Genomic DNA, 17,206 nt, shown 5'->3' with positions numbered 1-17,206 from the left:
AGAATTGTTCAACCGCATAGGTATTTTTGTTTTGCAGGACCAGAGTAAGAAAAAAGAAGAGGAGAACCTCTTCTTACTGCAGGGTCATATTTCTTAATTCCGACAGTATCTGTTCGCCGTCTTTGATATGCTCCTGCAAATGATTGATCCGGTTCTGGTCACCGGTTTTTTGCAGTTCCTGCAGTTCCAACCTGTGGGCATCAAGGGAACCCTGAAGGTCATTATAAAGATTTACGGCTTCATCAAAATTTAGACCGCCTTGATTTTTCAACTGGTCGAATCGGTGTTTGATACTGGAGCAGCTCATAGTTTAACCTCCTTAAGATTGGTTCAGTTTACTTTTACTATAGCTTTTGCAAAAATAACAGGCTTATACCCGGAAATTTACCGGCGGCCTGCTCCGGCAATGAAACTGTGACAGGAGGTAATTATGCCATACGGAAACGAATTTGAGAAAAACAAAATGGTTGATTTCTGGGCGGCAGCCTGGGAACAGGCCGGGAATATCCGCTCAAAACAAAAGCAACCTGCCAAAGACCTACAAAGATCGGTGACAATGTGGAATAACCGGGCCGGCAGTTTTGCCAAAAACAGGGCCCTTGCTCCTGCATCCAATATGCTGGAGATACTTAAAGAAAGCGCCGAAAAAGAAGGGGTTTTCAATATTGCTTTCTTGCCGGAAAAGTTATGGCCAAAACTGTTTCAGGAAGCCTGGTCGGATCTCTCCATGGATATCATTTTTCCTTTTAACCTGGTCTATGCCATGGGATATTTTCCTTCACTAAAGTTTATTAACGCCAAATGGGTCAATGAAGAATCTGTGGAGGAAACGACCGGGAAACTAAGGGAGTGGTTAGCCGGTTACACCGACATTACACCTGCAGTACTGGAAAGCTTACGTGAATTTGTTGCAAATGAGTCTGTTGACGGTTTAGTGAAGGAAGAAGTGGAAACCAATATCGGTATGATGGTTTGGCAGGTACGAAGATAACTTTATTAGAAACCATTATAAACCCGAATTTTTTGTCGGACTTAAGTAAACATAGTTTTTTTTCGAATTTTTATTTTGGGCATTTGACAAAAACCAGAAAAAGGAGTAATATAATAATGGGCATATGCCCTAAACAAATATGCTCGGGTTAAGAAAGGGGGTATCAGTATGCCGGGTTTTGACGGTACAGGGCCGCTTGGTCAAGGTCCGGGAACAGGTGGCGGTTTCTGTTACTGCTCCTCGTCCGTGGAACAGGGTAAACTTTCTGCTAGTTATGGCACCCTGTGCGGAGTAGGCCGGGGAGGAACTCCTTACGGCGGGGGACGCGGCCGTTGCTTTGGCGGAAGCCGGAGGTTCGGCGGTAAGCGGCTGCCGTCTGTATGGCGTAACCATGTTCCCGCACCGGTAGATGAAAAAGAATTTTTACAGGGTAGAATTAAGGCATTACAAGCTGAAATTGAAACTATTAATAAGAAGATTTCTGAACTAAATCAGGCAGAAGAAAATAGGTGATTATAGTCATTTGTAGCATATACCGGGTAACAAGGTGGAGTTATTTCGGACTGTGGGGGGAGATTTTAGTATGGCGGCTATTGTTGATGAAGAAAAATGTACGGGTTGTGCTTCGTGTGTGGAGGTATGTCCGGTAGGGGCGATTAGTGTGAATAGTGTGGCTCATGTTGACACAAATACATGTGTAGACTGTGGAACATGTGTTGATGAATGTCCCCACGGAGCAATTTCTATAGAGTAATCTGCTTAGTATAAAAACTTGTCAAGTGTTATTGCCTTCCGTAAATGATACGGAGGGCATTTTGGTTTAACTAGTTTAACTATTTGCCTAATTTTTGTAAGGGGGAAAAGATGTGGAAACTGAAATACTTGTGGTTGGCGGTAACGTAGCGGGGAGAGGGTTTGTGTCTTCAATATTTAAAATAAATCCGCAAACCCAAATTACATTGGTTCGCAGAGAAAACAAGGCGTTGGTTCCTTGCGGAATTCCATATGTCTTTGGAACTTTAAAGTCGCCGGATAATAATGCCGTTTCTGATGAAAGCATGGTGGAAAAGGGAGTTAACATATTAGTTGACGAAGTAACAGCAATTGATAAAGAGCGAAAATTAGCCGTAACAGCAAGTGGGGAAAAAATTATTTATAATAAACTTGTTCTGGCCACGGGTTCTTTACCGGTTGTTCCGGGAATTGGGGAAGGTAGTGATTTTAACAATATTTATTTTATTTTTAAGGATTTGGATTACCTTACCCTACTTAAGAATTATTTAAAAGAAAAGAAGAAAGTTGTAATTGTCGGCGGCGGGTTCATTGGTGTTGAGTTGGCGGAAGAGCTTTCAAAATTGATCGATGGCAGCCTAACCATAGTGGAATGCGGTCCCACATGTCTTTGGCAGTCGTTTGACCCCGAGTTTGCACAAATGGTAGAAAAAATACTCTGCGAAATAGGTATTAAAATCTACAAATTGGAAACTGTCAAGAAATTCATAGGCTATAAAGGAAAGGTAAAACAAATTGAGTTGACCGGTGGAGACAAATTGGACGTTGATGCTGTGATTTTTGCTGCAGGAGCTTACCCCAATACAACATTGGGAAAGGCGATAGGTTTGCCTCTTGATAAATTCGGCGCCATTAAGGTGGACAAATATATGAGAGCAGATAAAGACATTTATGCTATCGGCGATTGTGCCTCAAAACAGGATTACCTTACAGGGGAGCCTGTTTCTGTAATGTTGGCGTCAATTGCTGCCACGGAAGCAAAAATTGCCGCTCATAACCTTAATAATTTGACCGGAATGTTTAGAAATGGGACATTAAGTATTGTTTTAACAAGTCTGAATGGAATTTCTTTCGGTTCGGTGGGGTTAACTGAGCTAAATGCCAGGGTGCGAGGATTTAACACAAAAATAGGATCAGTACAGGTTTATGATAGGCATCCCGCTTGCTTACCGGGGGCTGTAAAGCAAATAGTCAAGTTGGTCTTTGACAAGGAAACCGGGGTTATTTTAGGAGGGCAGGCCTGTGGCGGGCAATCGGTCGGTGAGTTGGTAAATATAATTGGTTTAGCTGTGCAAACCCGTATGACGGCATCACAAATTCTTGCTCTGCAAATGGGGACCCACCCTTTAATTACCCCGGGTCCAACAATGTATACTATTACCAATGCGGCAGAAAATTCATTGGTTAAATAAACTGGAGATATTATACGGCAGTGTGAAGAGGCCAATGTCAGAGTATTAGGTAAGGTTCCCTTTGACAGGGAAGTAAATAAGTCACTTGCTGAAGGGATACCGGTAGTAAATATTCCCCATAGTATTGCGGGAATAGCTATCAGGGGAATTTGGGACGAATTGCAAATTTTTGATGATTTTAACTGTCTGGGATAAAATATAGTATTTTCTTCCGGGCAATTTTTTTTGTATAATAAGACTTGTATAATATAGAGCAAAGAAGCTCTATAGACGGGGGTTATAAAAGTGCCTAGACCAAGAAAATGGCGGAGAGTCGAATTTGTTCCCAGCGAGATATGTTTTGTTCCTGCTGGTAGGCCCAGGTGTGGTCTGGAGGAGGAGATCCTGAAGGTCGAAGAGATTGAGGCCATAAGGCTGAAAGATATTTTGAATCTCAATCAGGATGAGTGCGCTGCAAAGATGCAGATATCCCGCCAGACTTTTCAACGGATTTTGAGCGATGCCCGGACGAAAATAGCCACCGCCCTTATTCACGGGAAAGCTTTAAGGGTACAGGGCGGGGACTTTACCAGGAACATTTGCAGGGTTACGTGCCGGAATTGTGGAAAACAATGGGAAGAAAGTTACGAAAATTATCAAAAGGTTTTGGATAACGAGTGTCAGTGTCCATACTGTGGTTCCAAAGAAATCTTTTGTTGTAAGCGCAACAATGGGTTTTGCGTTAAAGGATGTCGGAAGTGGCGGGAAATGGAAAGGTAGCGTGGTGACTGGATGATTGAGATATCAATACCGGGTTACAGGAGTCTTATATTAGAAAATCTTGTCCTGGATTTCAACGGTACCCTTGCTTTTGACGGTAAGCTTGCAAATACCACCGGAAAAATTATTAAAGAACTGGCCGGAGTACTCAAAGTCTATATCTTAACGGCAGATACCTTTGGTACTGTTGCTTTGGAGTGTGCCGGTATCCAGGCGGAGGTTGTGATTATAGACCAGGAAAACGGCGGCTCGGATAAAGCGGCCTTTGTTGAAAAGATCGGTGCTTCCCGGACCGTTGCTGTCGGAAACGGGGTGAACGATGTCGCCATGCTGAGCAGGGCCGCTCTGGGTATTGCTGTTCTTGGGCCGGAGGGTTGTGCCGGCCAGGCTTTGGCACAGGCGGATATAGTAGTTAAAAATATAGATGAAGGATTAAGTTTGCTCTTGAATCCTAAAAGAATAACAGCAACTTTGCGTAGATAAACGGCGCCGGACTTATCGCAGAGAAGCCGGAATTTTATATAAATCCGCCCCCGAAAACCTACCCCCTTGTGGGGTAGGATGAAGGGGGCCTTTTAAATCGCTTAAGTTAAACATATAAATCAAACCTTTGTTCTTGTGGTAAAATAAAGGTATGGAAAGAAAAATTAACCATTGCGTAGAGCAGGGGTTATTACATCGGTACTGCTGGCAATGTCAGCACTGAAACTATTCGTAAATATATCGGAGCCCCAAAGATTTACATCGGCGACCCGCAGGGCGTAAGGAAACAGGAATGCGGCCGGCACCACAACCAACGGATGAGCCACTGGAGCTTCGGCCGGCTGCGGGATCTTCTGGAATATAAGCTCAAGCGGCATGGAATCACCCTGGAGAAAATCGAAGAACGGGGCACCTCCGGCACATGCCCGATATGCGGCAAGTATACGAAGCAAACTGGCCGGATTTACCGGTGCGGCAACAGGGAATGCGGTTTCAGCGGAGCGCACCGTGACGTAATAGGTGCTACGGGCATACTGGACTTAGCAGTAAACGGCCAGTTCACCCCGGGTCGTAGGTTGCCGGAGATGGTGTCTTACTCGCGGCCAGTGGTGTTAGCTCCGATGCGGAGCCATAAAAAGAAAGCCGCATAAAGACGTATCTACGCTGAGTAGTAGACGCCCATGGACCGGGCCATCCAGCGTCTGGGGTTAACTTGGGCGCCAGGATGTAGCGCATTGAGGAGGAGTAAGACCTGCCTTCAGGCAGGCGTCTCCCGATGAGGTGCTAAGGACCGTCCGGGCGGACCCGGCTGCTTTTAAGAAGCCGCCGGGCTTGTCCCGGCGGAGGTTCACTCTAAATATTCTGGACAATGCGGACAATTTCATGCTATTATATCATCAAACAGAATATTATGGAATAAGTGGTCCTTCTTGAAAGGACATAATAGGGAAGCCGGTGCAAATCCGGCGCGGTCCCGCCACTGTAAGAGGAAATCACTTTGCAATATGCCACTGGGTTTAACCTGGGAAGGCGTAAAGTGGTGATGATCTCGAGCCAGGAAACCTGCTTATTCTGAACTCGCCGTAAGTACCCACGATGGATGGGAAGGGAGAGACTCAGGCTTTTTTGCCCTCTGCATCGTCGTGCGGAGGGCATGTTGTTTTTAAAAAGAAATATACAGGAATAGGTGTTTTACTCCGAGGGGTAAAACTTAAATGATTACGACCGTGTTGATTGCTTTAGACCGTGGAATGAGTGTAAATCCGGACAGATTTACTTACATTCATGATGACCCGGCCTTAAAGCAGACGGCCTATTCTAATACACCGCAGGCTGTAGGGAGGTGATTAGATTAGGCCGTTTTTATTATCACTTCCCTGGTCTGGATAGACCGGGGATTTTTTTGTTAATCCATTTTTAAGGATATCTTTATTTGCCAAGAAAGGAGGGAGATTTTTTGCTGCTAAAATCAGGTTTCCTGGTTGCCACCTTAATTTTAAGCATAAAAACCGGGCTTATTTTGGGAACGTCATGGCTGAACCGGAAGGCTATTGTACTGGTTTCCTCACTATTCGGGGCAATATTGTTCCTTTTGGCCAAAACCTTTGCCATACACCAGAAATTGCTGGTAAATTTTCTCGACCGCTATACTTTTGTGGGCGCTGTATTAGCAGCCATATTACTGATATATCTGGGGCTTCAGGAATTTGAACCAGTAGGTGGGGGAAGAGAGAGAAACCGAAAAAAACTGGCCTGGCTAAGTTTTCTGCCATGTCCTTTTTGTCTGGTGGCCCTGGCTTTTTCCGTAATTATGCTGGCTCCAGCAGCCGGTGTGGGTATATCAATTTTGGGCGCCGGTACGGCCGTTGTTTTTACCCTGTCAGTCATAGGGGCCGCCCTGGGAACCAGAACGCTTCTTAAGCTTACCAAATTCCGGCCCATAACCGTATTCAACCAACTGTTATTCTTTATGGGAACGCTTACCCTGGCCTTTTCACTGCTTATTCCCAATTTTGTCCGGGGTATGACCATGCCGTTGGAGCCTGTTGAGGTTGCTTCACCCGTATTATTGGGCAGGGTGGTGATAGGGTTTGTCGGATTGACCTTAATCGGATATTTCCGTTACCAAAAAACTATATTAAAGAAAGGTGATGACTGTGGTTATTCCCGGTTCTGAATACCTTGGTAAAATTTTGCATGTAATTTCCCAGAGTTTTTTGCTGCCTGTAATTTTGGCCCTGATAATAATCGTTGCTCTGGCCTTTGCTGAGTTGGGCGCCTTCGCCGCAGAGAGCAGGGTGAGGAAAAGGAGCCGACCGGCAGATTTGCTGGTTATGCTCCGGAACATGGGAAAAATCCATTCCTGGCAGCTACAAAACCTGCAAAAGGTTATAACTGAAAGTTCCTTGCCCTCCGGACAAAAGCAAATGCTCCTCCGCATGATCGCTAATGCCGACCTGGATTCCGAAACCAAAAGGTTATTGGCCAGGGAAGCGCTGGACAACTTGGAATTTCAGGGCATGAAGACCCTGGAGAAAACCGACCTGATTGCTAAATTAGGTCCGGTCTTAGGTTTGATGGGCACTCTGATTCCCTTGGGCCCGGGGTTGGCGGCCTTAGGGCAGGGGAACCTTACTTCCCTGGCCCAGGCCGTTATTGTGGCCTTTGATACCACTGTGGTGGGGATTGCGGCCGGGGGTATCGCTTATCTGATCTCCAAGGTCAGGCGGCGCTGGTATGAAAAAGATTTAACCGATTTGGAGGCGATCCTGGAAATTATACTGGGAGGTGAAGGGGATGCCGCTCAGGAGAGCAAGACGGTCGCGGCTGGGGGAAGACGTAGTTGATCCCATGAGTGGCGTGGCCAACCTCATTGATGTAATGCTGGTATTCGCCTGCGGTCTTATGGTGGCCCTGGTCCTTTCCTGGAATCTGCAGAATGTCCTCTTTAGCAAAGCCACGCCGAAAGAACGGCAGCAAATGTTGCAGGCAATCCAGAAGGCGGTTAATGTCCAGAAGGGGAGAGAAATGAAAGAGTTGCCTAAGGTTGAAACAGGGGGCGGTGCCGGGTATCAGGAAATGGGAACGGTTTACCGGGATCCCAAGACAGGTAAGCTGATCATGATTGAACAGGAAAAAAGCGGAGGTGAATAAATTTTGTTTATAAAGCTTAATCGATTGCGACGAGCTGTGGCTTGCCGAGGGTTAGCAGTCTTTCTGACGGGATTAATAATATTTGGTTTACTGCCGGTGGACATGGTCCGGGCCGAAGAGGCGGAGGGCCCTAAACTGGTTATACTGTTAGGCAGTGAAGGCTATATTCCTGCGCTGGTAGAGGCATATAAAAAATTGCTTGACCAAGGGTATAAATTTCAATTCAAAGTATTTAGTTCTTCAGGTTTGAGTTCAACGGAAACGGTAGAGCAAATTAAAAAAGAAGCTAAGGATGCTGATATCTTTTTGCTTGAAATGATTGGTTCCAGTAATCTGACCACAGTTAATTCTGTTGTATCTGAGGTATATAATGCTCAGAAAGCCGCAATTTTATCCACACGTTCAATTGATTTGGAAAATGTGGATAATTCCAAGGCCGCTTATTTAAGTGAATATTTCACCAACGGGACTATGGAAAATATGCGGCGGCTGGAACTGTATCTGTTATCCGATTACAAAAAACTGTTGACTACCAGTGAACAGGATTTGTCACCTCTGACAGTGGCAGGGATGTTTATCTACCATCCTGCTGCAGTGTATGATGCGGTATATGATTCCGTTTACCAACCTGGTAATGAAACAGTCAGTGAAACAGTGTACGAAGATGTTTATGTTACAGGGACAGAAACAGGTAGCTCGACAGAGGATCAGTCAACCGAAACAGTTAATGAAACAGTATATGATACAGTATATGAAAGTGTTTACAACAGTGTATATAATGATGCCGGCGATCAGCCTACCGTGGGTGACAGCGAGCCAACCGTGGAGGATAGCGGGCCGAAGCTTTTTCCAGGTACATTTACTACCATTGACGATTACCTGGCCTGGTACAGGGAAGCCGGAAAACTCAAGGAAGGGGCGCCCTGGATTGGCATCATTACCTTTGACACCGCATTTAAAAACGATGATATGGACATGTATGTGAAATTACTTGAATCCCTGGAAGCAAAAGGGAATAATGTAATTCTGGTCTTTACGAACAGCGCAAACAAAAAAGCCGCAGTTGAACAATTTTTTATGAATGAAGACGGTAGTTCCCGGATAGATTTTCTTGTGGCAGCGATGGGCTTTAATTTCATTTACGGTAATTCAGGGGCGGGGGTTGAGCTATTTAAGCGGTTAAACGTTCCGGTGATGGCCCCGGTTTATACCAGCAATTTGGATGACTGGGAGAACGACCCGGCCGGCCTCAGCAGTGAGGTACCCTGGCAGATAGCTTACCCTGAACTGGATGGCCGGATTGAACCGATAATGATGGGCGGTAACAGGGTAGTGACTGTTGATGAAATTACGGGAGCTGTGATCGAAAAGAAACTTGCCCTGCCTGACCGGATTGAACGGGTAGCCGGCCGAGTTTTAAGCTGGGTAAATCTGCGTAACAAACCCAATGCCGACAAAAAAATTGCCCTTATCTATTACAACCATGATGGCGGAAAAGACGGCATCGGCGCCGCTTATCTCAATGTTACCCAGAGCGTTTACCAGATTTTAAAGGCCCTGCAGGCCGATGGATACGTGGTGGAAGGAGATGTCAGTGCTGAGTCGCTGGACAGAACAATTTTTGAAAAGGGGAGAAATATCGGCAGTTGGGCTCCCGGTGAACTGGAAGCCCTGATTCAAGCCGGGGCCATGACTCTTCCTTTAGACAAATACCTGGAGTGGTACCAGGCATTGCCTCAGAAACTGCGCGACCAGGTAGAAAAGGAGTGGGGGCCCCTCCAGGAAATATTATGGTATATAATGGGGAGATCGTCATTCCTGGGGCGAGAATCGGTAATATTTTTATTGGCCCGCAGCCTATGCGTGGCTGGGCGGACGACCCGGATAAAATTGCCCATTCGCCCTCCCTGCCCCCACCGCACCAGTATATTGCCTTTTACCTGTGGCTGCAGAAGGAATACGGGGCCGATGCGGTGATTCACCTGGGGACCCACGGCACCCTGGAATGGCTTCCGGGAAGGAGCGTGGGGCTGGGAGAAGATGACTGGCCGGATGTCTTGATTGGCAACATGCCTGACATTTATCCCTATATTGTAAATAATCCGGGTGAAGCTACTCAGGCAAAACGCAGGGGGTATGCGGTGACGATAGGCCATTTAACGCCTCCGATGATTAAGCCCGAGTTATACGGTGAATTGGCAGAACTGCAACGCTTGATTACAGAATACAACTCTGTAAGCGGTGAAGAAAATTTATCCAGACGAGAGGCCTTGCAGCAGGAAATAATTACCAAAACAAAAGAAGCCAACCTTGACCAGGTTCTGGGTATCAATTTTGATAACGAAAACTTTGCTGATATAACAGCAGTCCTGGAAGGTTACCTGGAAGAACTTACTTCAGAATTAATGCCTTATGGACTGCATACCTTTGGGTTGGCTCCTGAAGGCGATTTGCTGGACCTGATGACCGATTCCATTGTTGCCTATGATGCAGAGAACCGTGAAAGCAGCCGCGAGCAGATACGGGAGAACCTGATCCTGACTTCTAATGAAATAGTTAACCTGCTGAGAGCTTTGCGGGGGGAATACATCGAACCGGGATTGGCCCGGGATCCGGTAAGGGTGCCTGATGTTATGCCTACAGGGCGGAACCTTGTTTCTTTTGACCCGCGGATGGTTCCGGACAAGATAGCCTGGGAGACCGGTAAGAAAATTGCCGACCGGTTATTGGAACAATATAAGGCTGAAAATGGCAATTATCCCGAAACTGTAGGCGTGGTACTCTGGGCAATAGAAACCATGCGTACCCAGGGTGAAAGTGTGGCTATGATTCTGCGGTTGATTGGGGCCGAACCGGTCTGGGACAGTGCGGGAAGGGTATCCAAAGTCAAGATAACGCCGGTCGAACAACTGGGTCGCCCCCGGATCGATGTGGTGGTAACAATTTCCGGGCTGTTCCGGGACACCTTCTCTCATGTCATCAATGTCCTTGATGATGCATTCAGGCAGATTGCCATGCTGGATGAAATCCCTGACAACAACCTGGTAAGAAAGCACTATCAGGAACTTAAAGAAACACTGGTGGCCGGGGGTATGTCCGAGGCGGAAGCCGATTCTCTGGCCTCAGCCAGAATCTTTGGCGAACCCCCGGGAACCTACGGGACAGGAGTTTCCGAGTTGGTAAAAGCTACCGGCGCCTGGGACAACCGGCAGGAGTTAACGGATGTTTACATGTCACGAATGTCCTACATTTATGGTAGAAACAGTTATGGCACACCGGCTGTGCAAGCATTCCAGCAATTGCTGAAGAATGTGGAAGCGGTTGTCCAGGTAAGGGATTCCCTATGGGGAGTACTGGACAATGACGATGTCTACCAGTACCTCGGCGGCTTGAAGCTGGCGGCCGAAGCGGCTTCCGGACAGAAGGTGGGAGTATATATCGCTAATACGCGCAATGCGGCCAATCCTACTGTACAAACCTTTGAACGGTTCCTGACAACAGAACTGGTTACTCGTGTTTTAAATCCCCAGTGGATTGAAGGAATGCTCAAGGAAGGTTATGCGGGATCGAGAGAGATTGCCGACCACATTGCCAACCTCTTCGGTGTTGACAGCACCCTTGATGCGGTTGACGACCGGGCCTGGCAGAAAGTGGCCGAGACTCTTATCTTTGATGAAAAGGTGCGCAGTCAACTGGATCCCTATGCTTTGCAGGCCCTTATAGGATGGAATATGGAAGCTGCCCGGCGGAATATGTGGAACGCCGACCAGGAAACCCTGGCCAGGCTGGCGGATTTATATATCCAAAATGCTGCTGAGTATGGGGTGGTATGCTGCCACCATACCTGTGCCAACCTGAAGTTCAATGAATGGATGGCTAACTATTCTACCTTGGATAACAATACTTTGGCTAAATTTAAGGACGTTTTTAACAAAGCAACAAATAAAGAGTTGCAGATTCAGTCCAGGCCGGTTACTAATCAGGCCACCGCGTCTGCCAATAATTCCTCGGATAGCGACAGTCTGACTGTTCCTCCGGCTATGACCGGGCAGGAGGCACCAAAACCAGATCCTGAACAACAGTTGCCGGAACAGCAGCCGGTAAAGTCGGCGGAGAATACCCGGGATATATCTAATCAGGAGGGACGCCAGCAGGGAGAAGGGATTCGGCCTTCCCTAGGTGAAGAGCTTTCTACTTCAGGTACAGAACAGGTGGCAATGCAACAACGTGCCGAGTCTGCCAATGTCGGTGCTGGGCCGGAAGCAGAGCAGAAGTCTTATAAAAAGGCAAAGGCATATGAGATTGAGCCTGAAAATAAGGGCACAAACGCAAGCGGCGGGGCAAAAGGTGTCACTGTTTTTGCTATAATCGGTACTATAGCTTTAGTAGCTGTTTTCGCCAAAGGATACCTGTTGAAATAGCTAAAATTCTTACACCTAATATTTCGTCGTGCGGAGGGCATGTTGTTTTTAAAACAAAATATACAGGAATAGGTGTTTTACCCCGAGGGGTAAAACTTAAATGCTATGACCGTGTTGATTGCTTTAGACCGTGGAATGAGTGTAAATCCGGACAGATTTACTTACATTCATGATGACCCGGCCTTAAAGCAGACGGCCTATTCTAATACACCGCAGGCTGTAGGGAGGTGATTAGATTAGGCCGTTTTTATTATCACTTCCCTGGTCTGGATAGACCGGGGATTTTTTAAATTGTTCTTGAAATTTAGGGAAAGGGGCTGGGAAGAATGGGAAAATATAAGTTAAAATTACGCCCGATTGCTCTGTGGGTAGCTATCTGTTTTCTTTTAAGCAATGTGATTACTATGGGCGTAATAAACCAGGCGGCAGCCGCGGAACAAACGGCTCTCTATTCGGCCGGTGAGATGGCCGGTAAGGCCGTAAAATTCATTAACCACAAATATAAATCCGGAGAAAGAATTGACGGGTATACCGCCTATGTGCTGACTTTGGCCGGGGAGGACCTGGCAGGTGAAAAGTGGACCAATAACGGCAAGACATTAAAAAGTGAAATAGAAAATCTGGCCGACCAGTTGGGGGACAGCAACAGTTTAATTTCATACATTATAGCCACTCAGAATACCGACGGCAGTTTTGGTCCTTATGCCAATGAGTACGGTACCAAAGTGCCCTTACAGGCTTTGGCAATGGTTAAAAATGACCTTACGGTCGGTACAGATGTCTATGATCAGGTGCACGAGGCAATTACCAAAGCCGTCAACTATTACAAGAACAAATACCGGAACGGAAATATGGCCTATAATGTTAACGGTTGGGATTTTGATTACCGGTGCGTGGAAGCGCTGGTCGCAGCCGGTGAGGACATTTCCACCGGTGAGTGGGTGTATAACGGGACCTCGCTTAAGGATGTCATAATAACGTCTGCCAACGCCGCTGCAGATAATGCTGCCGATTTGGATGCTGTACGCCTGGCCAAAGAACTTATCGCTTTAAACGCTGTTGATCCCTATTCGGTACATATTGATACCCTGGCTGCTGCCATTAGAAGTAAAGCATCAACTGTTGCTGACCAAGTTTACTTTGGCAACAATATTTATGACCATGTAACTGTCTTGACGGCCCTGGGGAAGACCGGTAAACTTGCCGGAATTGACCAGGCCAAAGCCCTTGAGTATCTTAGTAACTTCAAACATGCTCACAGCAATAGTTGGGGCAGCCCGGCCGGGGCGGCCTGGGGCGGATTTTCTCCCGAGGAAGCCGACCTGACGGCGCAGGTTATCACCGCCCTCAGCTATTTTGACGGGGCTGACACGCCGGATAGTCCTGTTTACAGTGCCATTCAGGACGGCTTGACCTATCTTATGGACATCCAGGATGCCGATACGGCAGCCATACCTTCCCAGTGGGACAATACCTTCTCCACCGCCGAGACTTTAATTGCCTTAAAATCTCTTGGAAAAACGTACAATGACTATGCCGGTAATGATTCCCTTTGGGTTAAAAAGTCCCGGACCAAAACCATCGCCCAGTGCTTACTTGCCGTAAATATTTGGAACGATTCAGCCCGCCGGGACCGGCTGGCCAACCTCCTGATTAACAGGCAAAGGGCGGAAGAACCCGGTAAAGGTTCCTTTGATAACAGCGTTTACAGCGATATGTGGGCCTATATCGCCCTGGGCGAAGCGGGTAAGATCAACAGCGGAAGTTTTCATACCGAAAATGCCAAAGCATATATTTTATCCAAACAGAGCGTGGAGCAAGATGTTTACGGATCCTGGGGAGAGAAGTTCGGGGATACATATTACCCGGATTTTCTGTCTACCACCCAGGCCATCAGGGCACTCACATACCTGCCTGACGCCGCGGTGGATGCCGGGATTCAGGCGGCTGTTGACAAGGGGATTGCCTACCTGAAAGGACTGCAGCAAGAAGATGGCGGTGTTTACGTGTCGCCATGGGATGACCCTGCCGTGGATAACTCTGAACTTATTATAACCCTGCGCCAGCTCGGTAAAGACCCTGAAAGTACGGAGTGGACCAGGAACGTTGACGGCAAAAGGGTTAATCCGGTCTCATATCTGGTGACGAAAACCATGAACGAAGACGGAAGTTTTGGGACATCGAGAAATGTTTTTGGAGCTGCCGAGGCCCTTTATGCATATGTCCTCCAGAGTGCTGCCGGTACAGAGGCCAGTGGCAGCAATAACAACAGCGCCAACAACAACAGCAGCAGTAGCAATAGCAATAGCAATCCGTCTGTTCCGTCTTCTCCAAATGAATACAGTGTCAGTATTGCGGTGGTCGGTAAAAACGGTGAACGTCTCTATGGCCCAGGCAGTGTCACGGTGAGCAAAAACGGCGAGTGGGGCCTGACGGCTCTGGGCGCTCTTCATGCCACCGGACTCAGCTATACAGAGGACAAGGGTTTTGTCAAAAGTATTGCCGGTCAGGCCAACAGCGGAGTGAACGGGTGGATGTACAGTGTCAATAATTCAGTACCCAGCGTGCTGGCCTGTGATAAAACCGTCAATGAAGGTGATCGTATCATCTGGTGGTACAGTACTGAGATGAACTCCAACGGTCCTTCCTGGGATAGCCTGTTTAAGAGTTCAACAACAGGACAGCCCCAGAATACTTCATTTGCAACACAGATTTCCGGTGAAGTTGGGACAGCGCTGGATAAACTGGCTGAAACGCTGGGGCTAAAAGGGGATACCGGAGAGTTAGGGCCCCTGAGTGAATCAGCCAAAGCCGCAGTCGTGGTGAACAACGCCCAGCCCACCATTTTGGCCGAAATAATTGCTCTGAAAAAGATACTGGCCCAAAATACGGTGGAACTGTCCAAGAAAGCAGAGGCCAATCAAGAAACTACCATAACCGATACATTAGGCGAGGTGGGGATGAGTGTTCCGGCCAAAGCGCTTGACCGTGATACGGAAATAACTGTTAAAGAGAGTACCATACCAGGCGCTGGCGGAATCAACGGTGCAGAGGCGCGTACTCCCGCAGGTTACCGGCCGGTATCGTCTGTTTATCAATTCGGACCCGGTGGGACCAGTTTTAAGGTTCCGGCGACATTGGTTCTGAAAGTGGCAATCCCGCGCCTTACCAAACCGGAGAACCTGGCCCTGGCCTGGTACGACAAGGTTAACGGCACATGGGTCGCTATCCCCGCGGTAGTGGATGCGGCAAACGGGCTGGTTGTGGCGAAAATTCGGCATTTTTCCGATTATGCCGTATTTGCCAAAGAGACAAAAAGGTCTTTTGCCGATGTAACTTCCACTTCTTATGACTGGGCGCGCCACAGTATTGAAACACTGGCGGGGGCCGGAATAGTCAATGGAGTTGATAAAGTCCGTTTTGCGCCGGCCCGCCCAATTACCAGGGCAGAATTGGTCAGCCTGCTGGTCAAAGCGCTGGCTCTGCCGAAAAAAACGGAGGATAAAGCGGTCTTTAACGATGTACCGGCCGGCGCCTGGTATGCTCAGGACATAGCCGCGGCTGTCCGGGCTGGGCTGATTAAGGGATTTGGCGACGGTACCTGCCGTCCGGACCGTCCTGTTACTCGCGAGGAACTGGCTGCCATTTTGGCGCAGGCGCTTAACCTGCAGACTTCTGGGAAGGAGTTACATTTCAACGACCAACGGGATATTTCGTCCTGGGCCAAAACAGGTGTGGCTGCTGCGGCGGCGCACGGCCTGGTAAAAGGTTTCCCCAACGGGGCATTCAGGCCTGCTGCTCCGGCGAGCAGGGCGGAATGCGCGGTAATGATTTATCGTATGCTTGAATCGGTGTAGGGGTTATGTGAATGCGGAAAATCTCGTTTACTCCTGGGTAAACGAGAGTAGAGAGCAGAATCAACTTCTCAGGAGGGGTAGACGGTGAAAAGTAGAGGGCTTTATTTACTGGGAATCCTGGTTATTTTACTGGGGTTGTTGGGGCCGATTGTTTATTCCGGTAGGCTTACCGGGCGGCAGGGGCCGTCAGATCCTGGTCAAGCTTTATCCGGCGGTATTAAAGACGGCAGCGCTTCATGTGATGCCGGCGGTGCCCGCAACGCCAGGATTATGCCCTATGATACCGGTTCGGGCGTTGTTAATGTTGATTCCGGTGATGTAAATGTTGGTTCCGGCGTTAAAAAAGCCGGGACAAAAAATACTGCCGGTTCGGCTGCGGAAAAAGGGCAGGTAACCGGCGCCGACTTGTCGGGCAAATTAACTATAAAGAAAGTACCGGAGAGTAATCCGCCGAAAAACGAGGCAGGCGTTCAACTATGGGTGACGGAGGATTTCGGCCGCCGTTCAATGTATGCGGAAACGGTCGGTTTCCGCCCCGGGGATGCGGTGCTGGACATCTTAAACCAAAATCTGAACATAGAAACAGCCAATGGGGGAACTTTTGTTAAATCCATCAACGGTGTGGCTTCCGGCTATACAGGTAAATCGGGCGGCAAGCGCACGAAAAAGGACTGGTTTTATTGGGTGAACGGGGTTATGGCTTCTGTCGGCGCCGACCAGTACATCCCTGGCCCGGGAGATGTCATCTGGTGGGATTACCATGATTGGAGCGGGACCATGTTTATTCCGGCAGTGATTGGGGCATACCCGGAGCCGTTTCTGCGCGGTTACAGCGGGAAAAACAAGGGGGCAGTAATCTTCTGTGCCGACGGTTATGAAGACCAGGGCCAAAAAATAAAACGCGGACTGGAAAAATTTAGGGTAACGCCGGTAAGCGTGGCGCCTTTTAATGGGGAAGGAATCTCAAAAAGAAACGGACCGGCTATGGTGGTGGGTCCCTGGACTGTTCTAAAGCAGAGCGAAATACTGAACGGAATGAACGAAAGGGGTATAAAAAGCGGCCTATATGTTAATTTTTCAGATGACCGGTTTAACCTGCTGACACCTTCCGGTCAAATTGCCGGAGCCTGCGGGAAGGGCAGCGGCGCAATTGTGGCGGTTGGTGTAGGTAGCGGAGACGCAGGTGTGTTATGGTTGGTAACAGGGGTTGACCGCCAGGGTCTGGAAAATGCCGTGACTGTTTTGAGTGAACGCCCACAGGAAATAAAGTATTGCTTTGGCGCCGCCGTTGATTCGGGGAAGGTAATTCCTTTACCCATACAATAAAATTCAAAGGAG

15 protein-coding genes, 1 pseudogene and 1 riboswitch are annotated in these 17,206 nt (G+C 48.0%); of the genes and pseudogenes, 15 read left to right on the top strand and 1 reads right to left on the bottom strand.

Going from position 1 to position 17,206, the window contains the following annotated elements; all coding sequences use genetic code 11:
- Positions 1-73 precede the first annotated feature (73 nt).
- Positions 74-307, bottom strand: coding sequence for a hypothetical protein (locus ACSNJE_RS04335; RefSeq protein ID WP_474660711.1), 234 nt, complete (start codon positions 305-307; stop codon positions 74-76).
- A gap of 123 nt (positions 308-430) precedes the next feature.
- Between ACSNJE_RS04335 and ACSNJE_RS04330 the strand changes: the two genes are divergently transcribed.
- The 15 genes and pseudogenes from ACSNJE_RS04330 (at position 431) to ACSNJE_RS04260 (ending at position 17,194) form a co-directional block, all read left to right on the top strand.
- Entirely contained in the window at positions 431-991 is a 561-nt protein-coding gene (locus ACSNJE_RS04330) for a hypothetical protein (RefSeq protein WP_495252076.1), read from the top strand.
- A 168-nt stretch (positions 992-1,159) separates the two neighbouring features.
- Positions 1,160-1,504 carry a DUF5320 domain-containing protein gene (locus ACSNJE_RS04325; RefSeq protein ID WP_495252075.1) on the top strand — a complete coding sequence of 115 codons (345 nt, stop codon included), beginning with the start codon at positions 1,160-1,162 and terminating at the stop codon, positions 1,502-1,504.
- 70 nt (positions 1,505-1,574) lie between these two features.
- Positions 1,575-1,745: a 4Fe-4S binding protein gene (locus tag ACSNJE_RS04320; protein ID WP_083436693.1), complete on the top strand. Its 171-nt coding sequence runs from the start codon at positions 1,575-1,577 to the stop codon at positions 1,743-1,745.
- Between the two features lie 112 nt (positions 1,746-1,857).
- The gene (locus ACSNJE_RS04315) at positions 1,858-3,195 is read left to right on the top strand and encodes an FAD-dependent oxidoreductase (protein WP_495252074.1); all 1,338 of its coding nucleotides are present in this window, start codon (positions 1,858-1,860) and stop codon (positions 3,193-3,195) included.
- Positions 3,196-3,480: 285 nt separating this feature from the next.
- The gene (locus ACSNJE_RS04310; protein WP_474773310.1) at positions 3,481-3,954 is read left to right on the top strand and encodes a DUF134 domain-containing protein; all 474 of its coding nucleotides are present in this window, start codon (positions 3,481-3,483) and stop codon (positions 3,952-3,954) included.
- A 12-nt stretch (positions 3,955-3,966) separates the two neighbouring features.
- Positions 3,967-4,437: an HAD family hydrolase gene (locus tag ACSNJE_RS04305; protein WP_495252073.1), complete on the top strand. Its 471-nt coding sequence runs from the start codon at positions 3,967-3,969 to the stop codon at positions 4,435-4,437.
- Positions 4,438-4,631: 194 nt separating this feature from the next.
- Positions 4,632-5,087, top strand: a complete 456-nt coding sequence (locus tag ACSNJE_RS04300) for a zinc ribbon domain-containing protein (protein ID WP_495252106.1) — start codon at positions 4,632-4,634, stop codon at positions 5,085-5,087.
- Between the two features lie 250 nt (positions 5,088-5,337).
- Positions 5,338-5,521: riboswitch (cobalamin riboswitch) on the top strand.
- A 130-nt stretch (positions 5,522-5,651) separates the two neighbouring features.
- Complete coding sequence (locus ACSNJE_RS04295) at positions 5,652-5,783, top strand: hypothetical protein (protein WP_474660719.1); 132 nt, start codon at positions 5,652-5,654, stop codon at positions 5,781-5,783.
- 110 nt (positions 5,784-5,893) lie between these two features.
- A complete protein-coding gene (locus tag ACSNJE_RS04290; protein WP_495252072.1) occupies positions 5,894-6,613 on the top strand; it encodes a DUF2162 domain-containing protein in 720 nt (239 codons plus the stop codon).
- Positions 6,594-7,283 carry a MotA/TolQ/ExbB proton channel family protein gene (locus ACSNJE_RS04285; RefSeq protein ID WP_495252071.1) on the top strand — a complete coding sequence of 230 codons (690 nt, stop codon included), beginning with the start codon at positions 6,594-6,596 and terminating at the stop codon, positions 7,281-7,283. Before ACSNJE_RS04290 ends, ACSNJE_RS04285 begins: the two co-directional genes overlap by 20 nt.
- Positions 7,234-7,590 carry a DUF2149 domain-containing protein gene (locus tag ACSNJE_RS04280; RefSeq protein WP_013120134.1) on the top strand — a complete coding sequence of 119 codons (357 nt, stop codon included), beginning with the start codon at positions 7,234-7,236 and terminating at the stop codon, positions 7,588-7,590. The genes ACSNJE_RS04285 and ACSNJE_RS04280 overlap by 50 nt, the downstream gene beginning before the upstream one ends.
- A gap of 102 nt (positions 7,591-7,692) precedes the next feature.
- A pseudogene (locus ACSNJE_RS04275) lies at positions 7,693-10,061 on the top strand (cobaltochelatase subunit CobN); the annotation flags it as partial.
- Positions 10,053-12,011 carry a cobaltochelatase subunit CobN gene (locus ACSNJE_RS04270; RefSeq protein ID WP_495252105.1) on the top strand — a complete coding sequence of 653 codons (1,959 nt, stop codon included), beginning with the start codon at positions 10,053-10,055 and terminating at the stop codon, positions 12,009-12,011. The pseudogene ACSNJE_RS04275 and the gene ACSNJE_RS04270, both read left to right, overlap by 9 nt.
- 326 nt (positions 12,012-12,337) lie before the next feature.
- Positions 12,338-15,868: an S-layer homology domain-containing protein gene (locus ACSNJE_RS04265; protein WP_495252070.1), complete on the top strand. Its 3,531-nt coding sequence runs from the start codon at positions 12,338-12,340 to the stop codon at positions 15,866-15,868.
- An 84-nt stretch (positions 15,869-15,952) separates the two neighbouring features.
- Positions 15,953-17,194, top strand: a complete 1,242-nt coding sequence (locus tag ACSNJE_RS04260) for a DUF4430 domain-containing protein (protein ID WP_474773307.1) — start codon at positions 15,953-15,955, stop codon at positions 17,192-17,194.
- Positions 17,195-17,206: the final 12 nt, after the last annotated feature.

It is taken from the genome of Thermincola sp. GK-1, from assembly GCF_059412445.1.
This window is presented reverse-complemented; position numbering and strand designations above follow the sequence as displayed.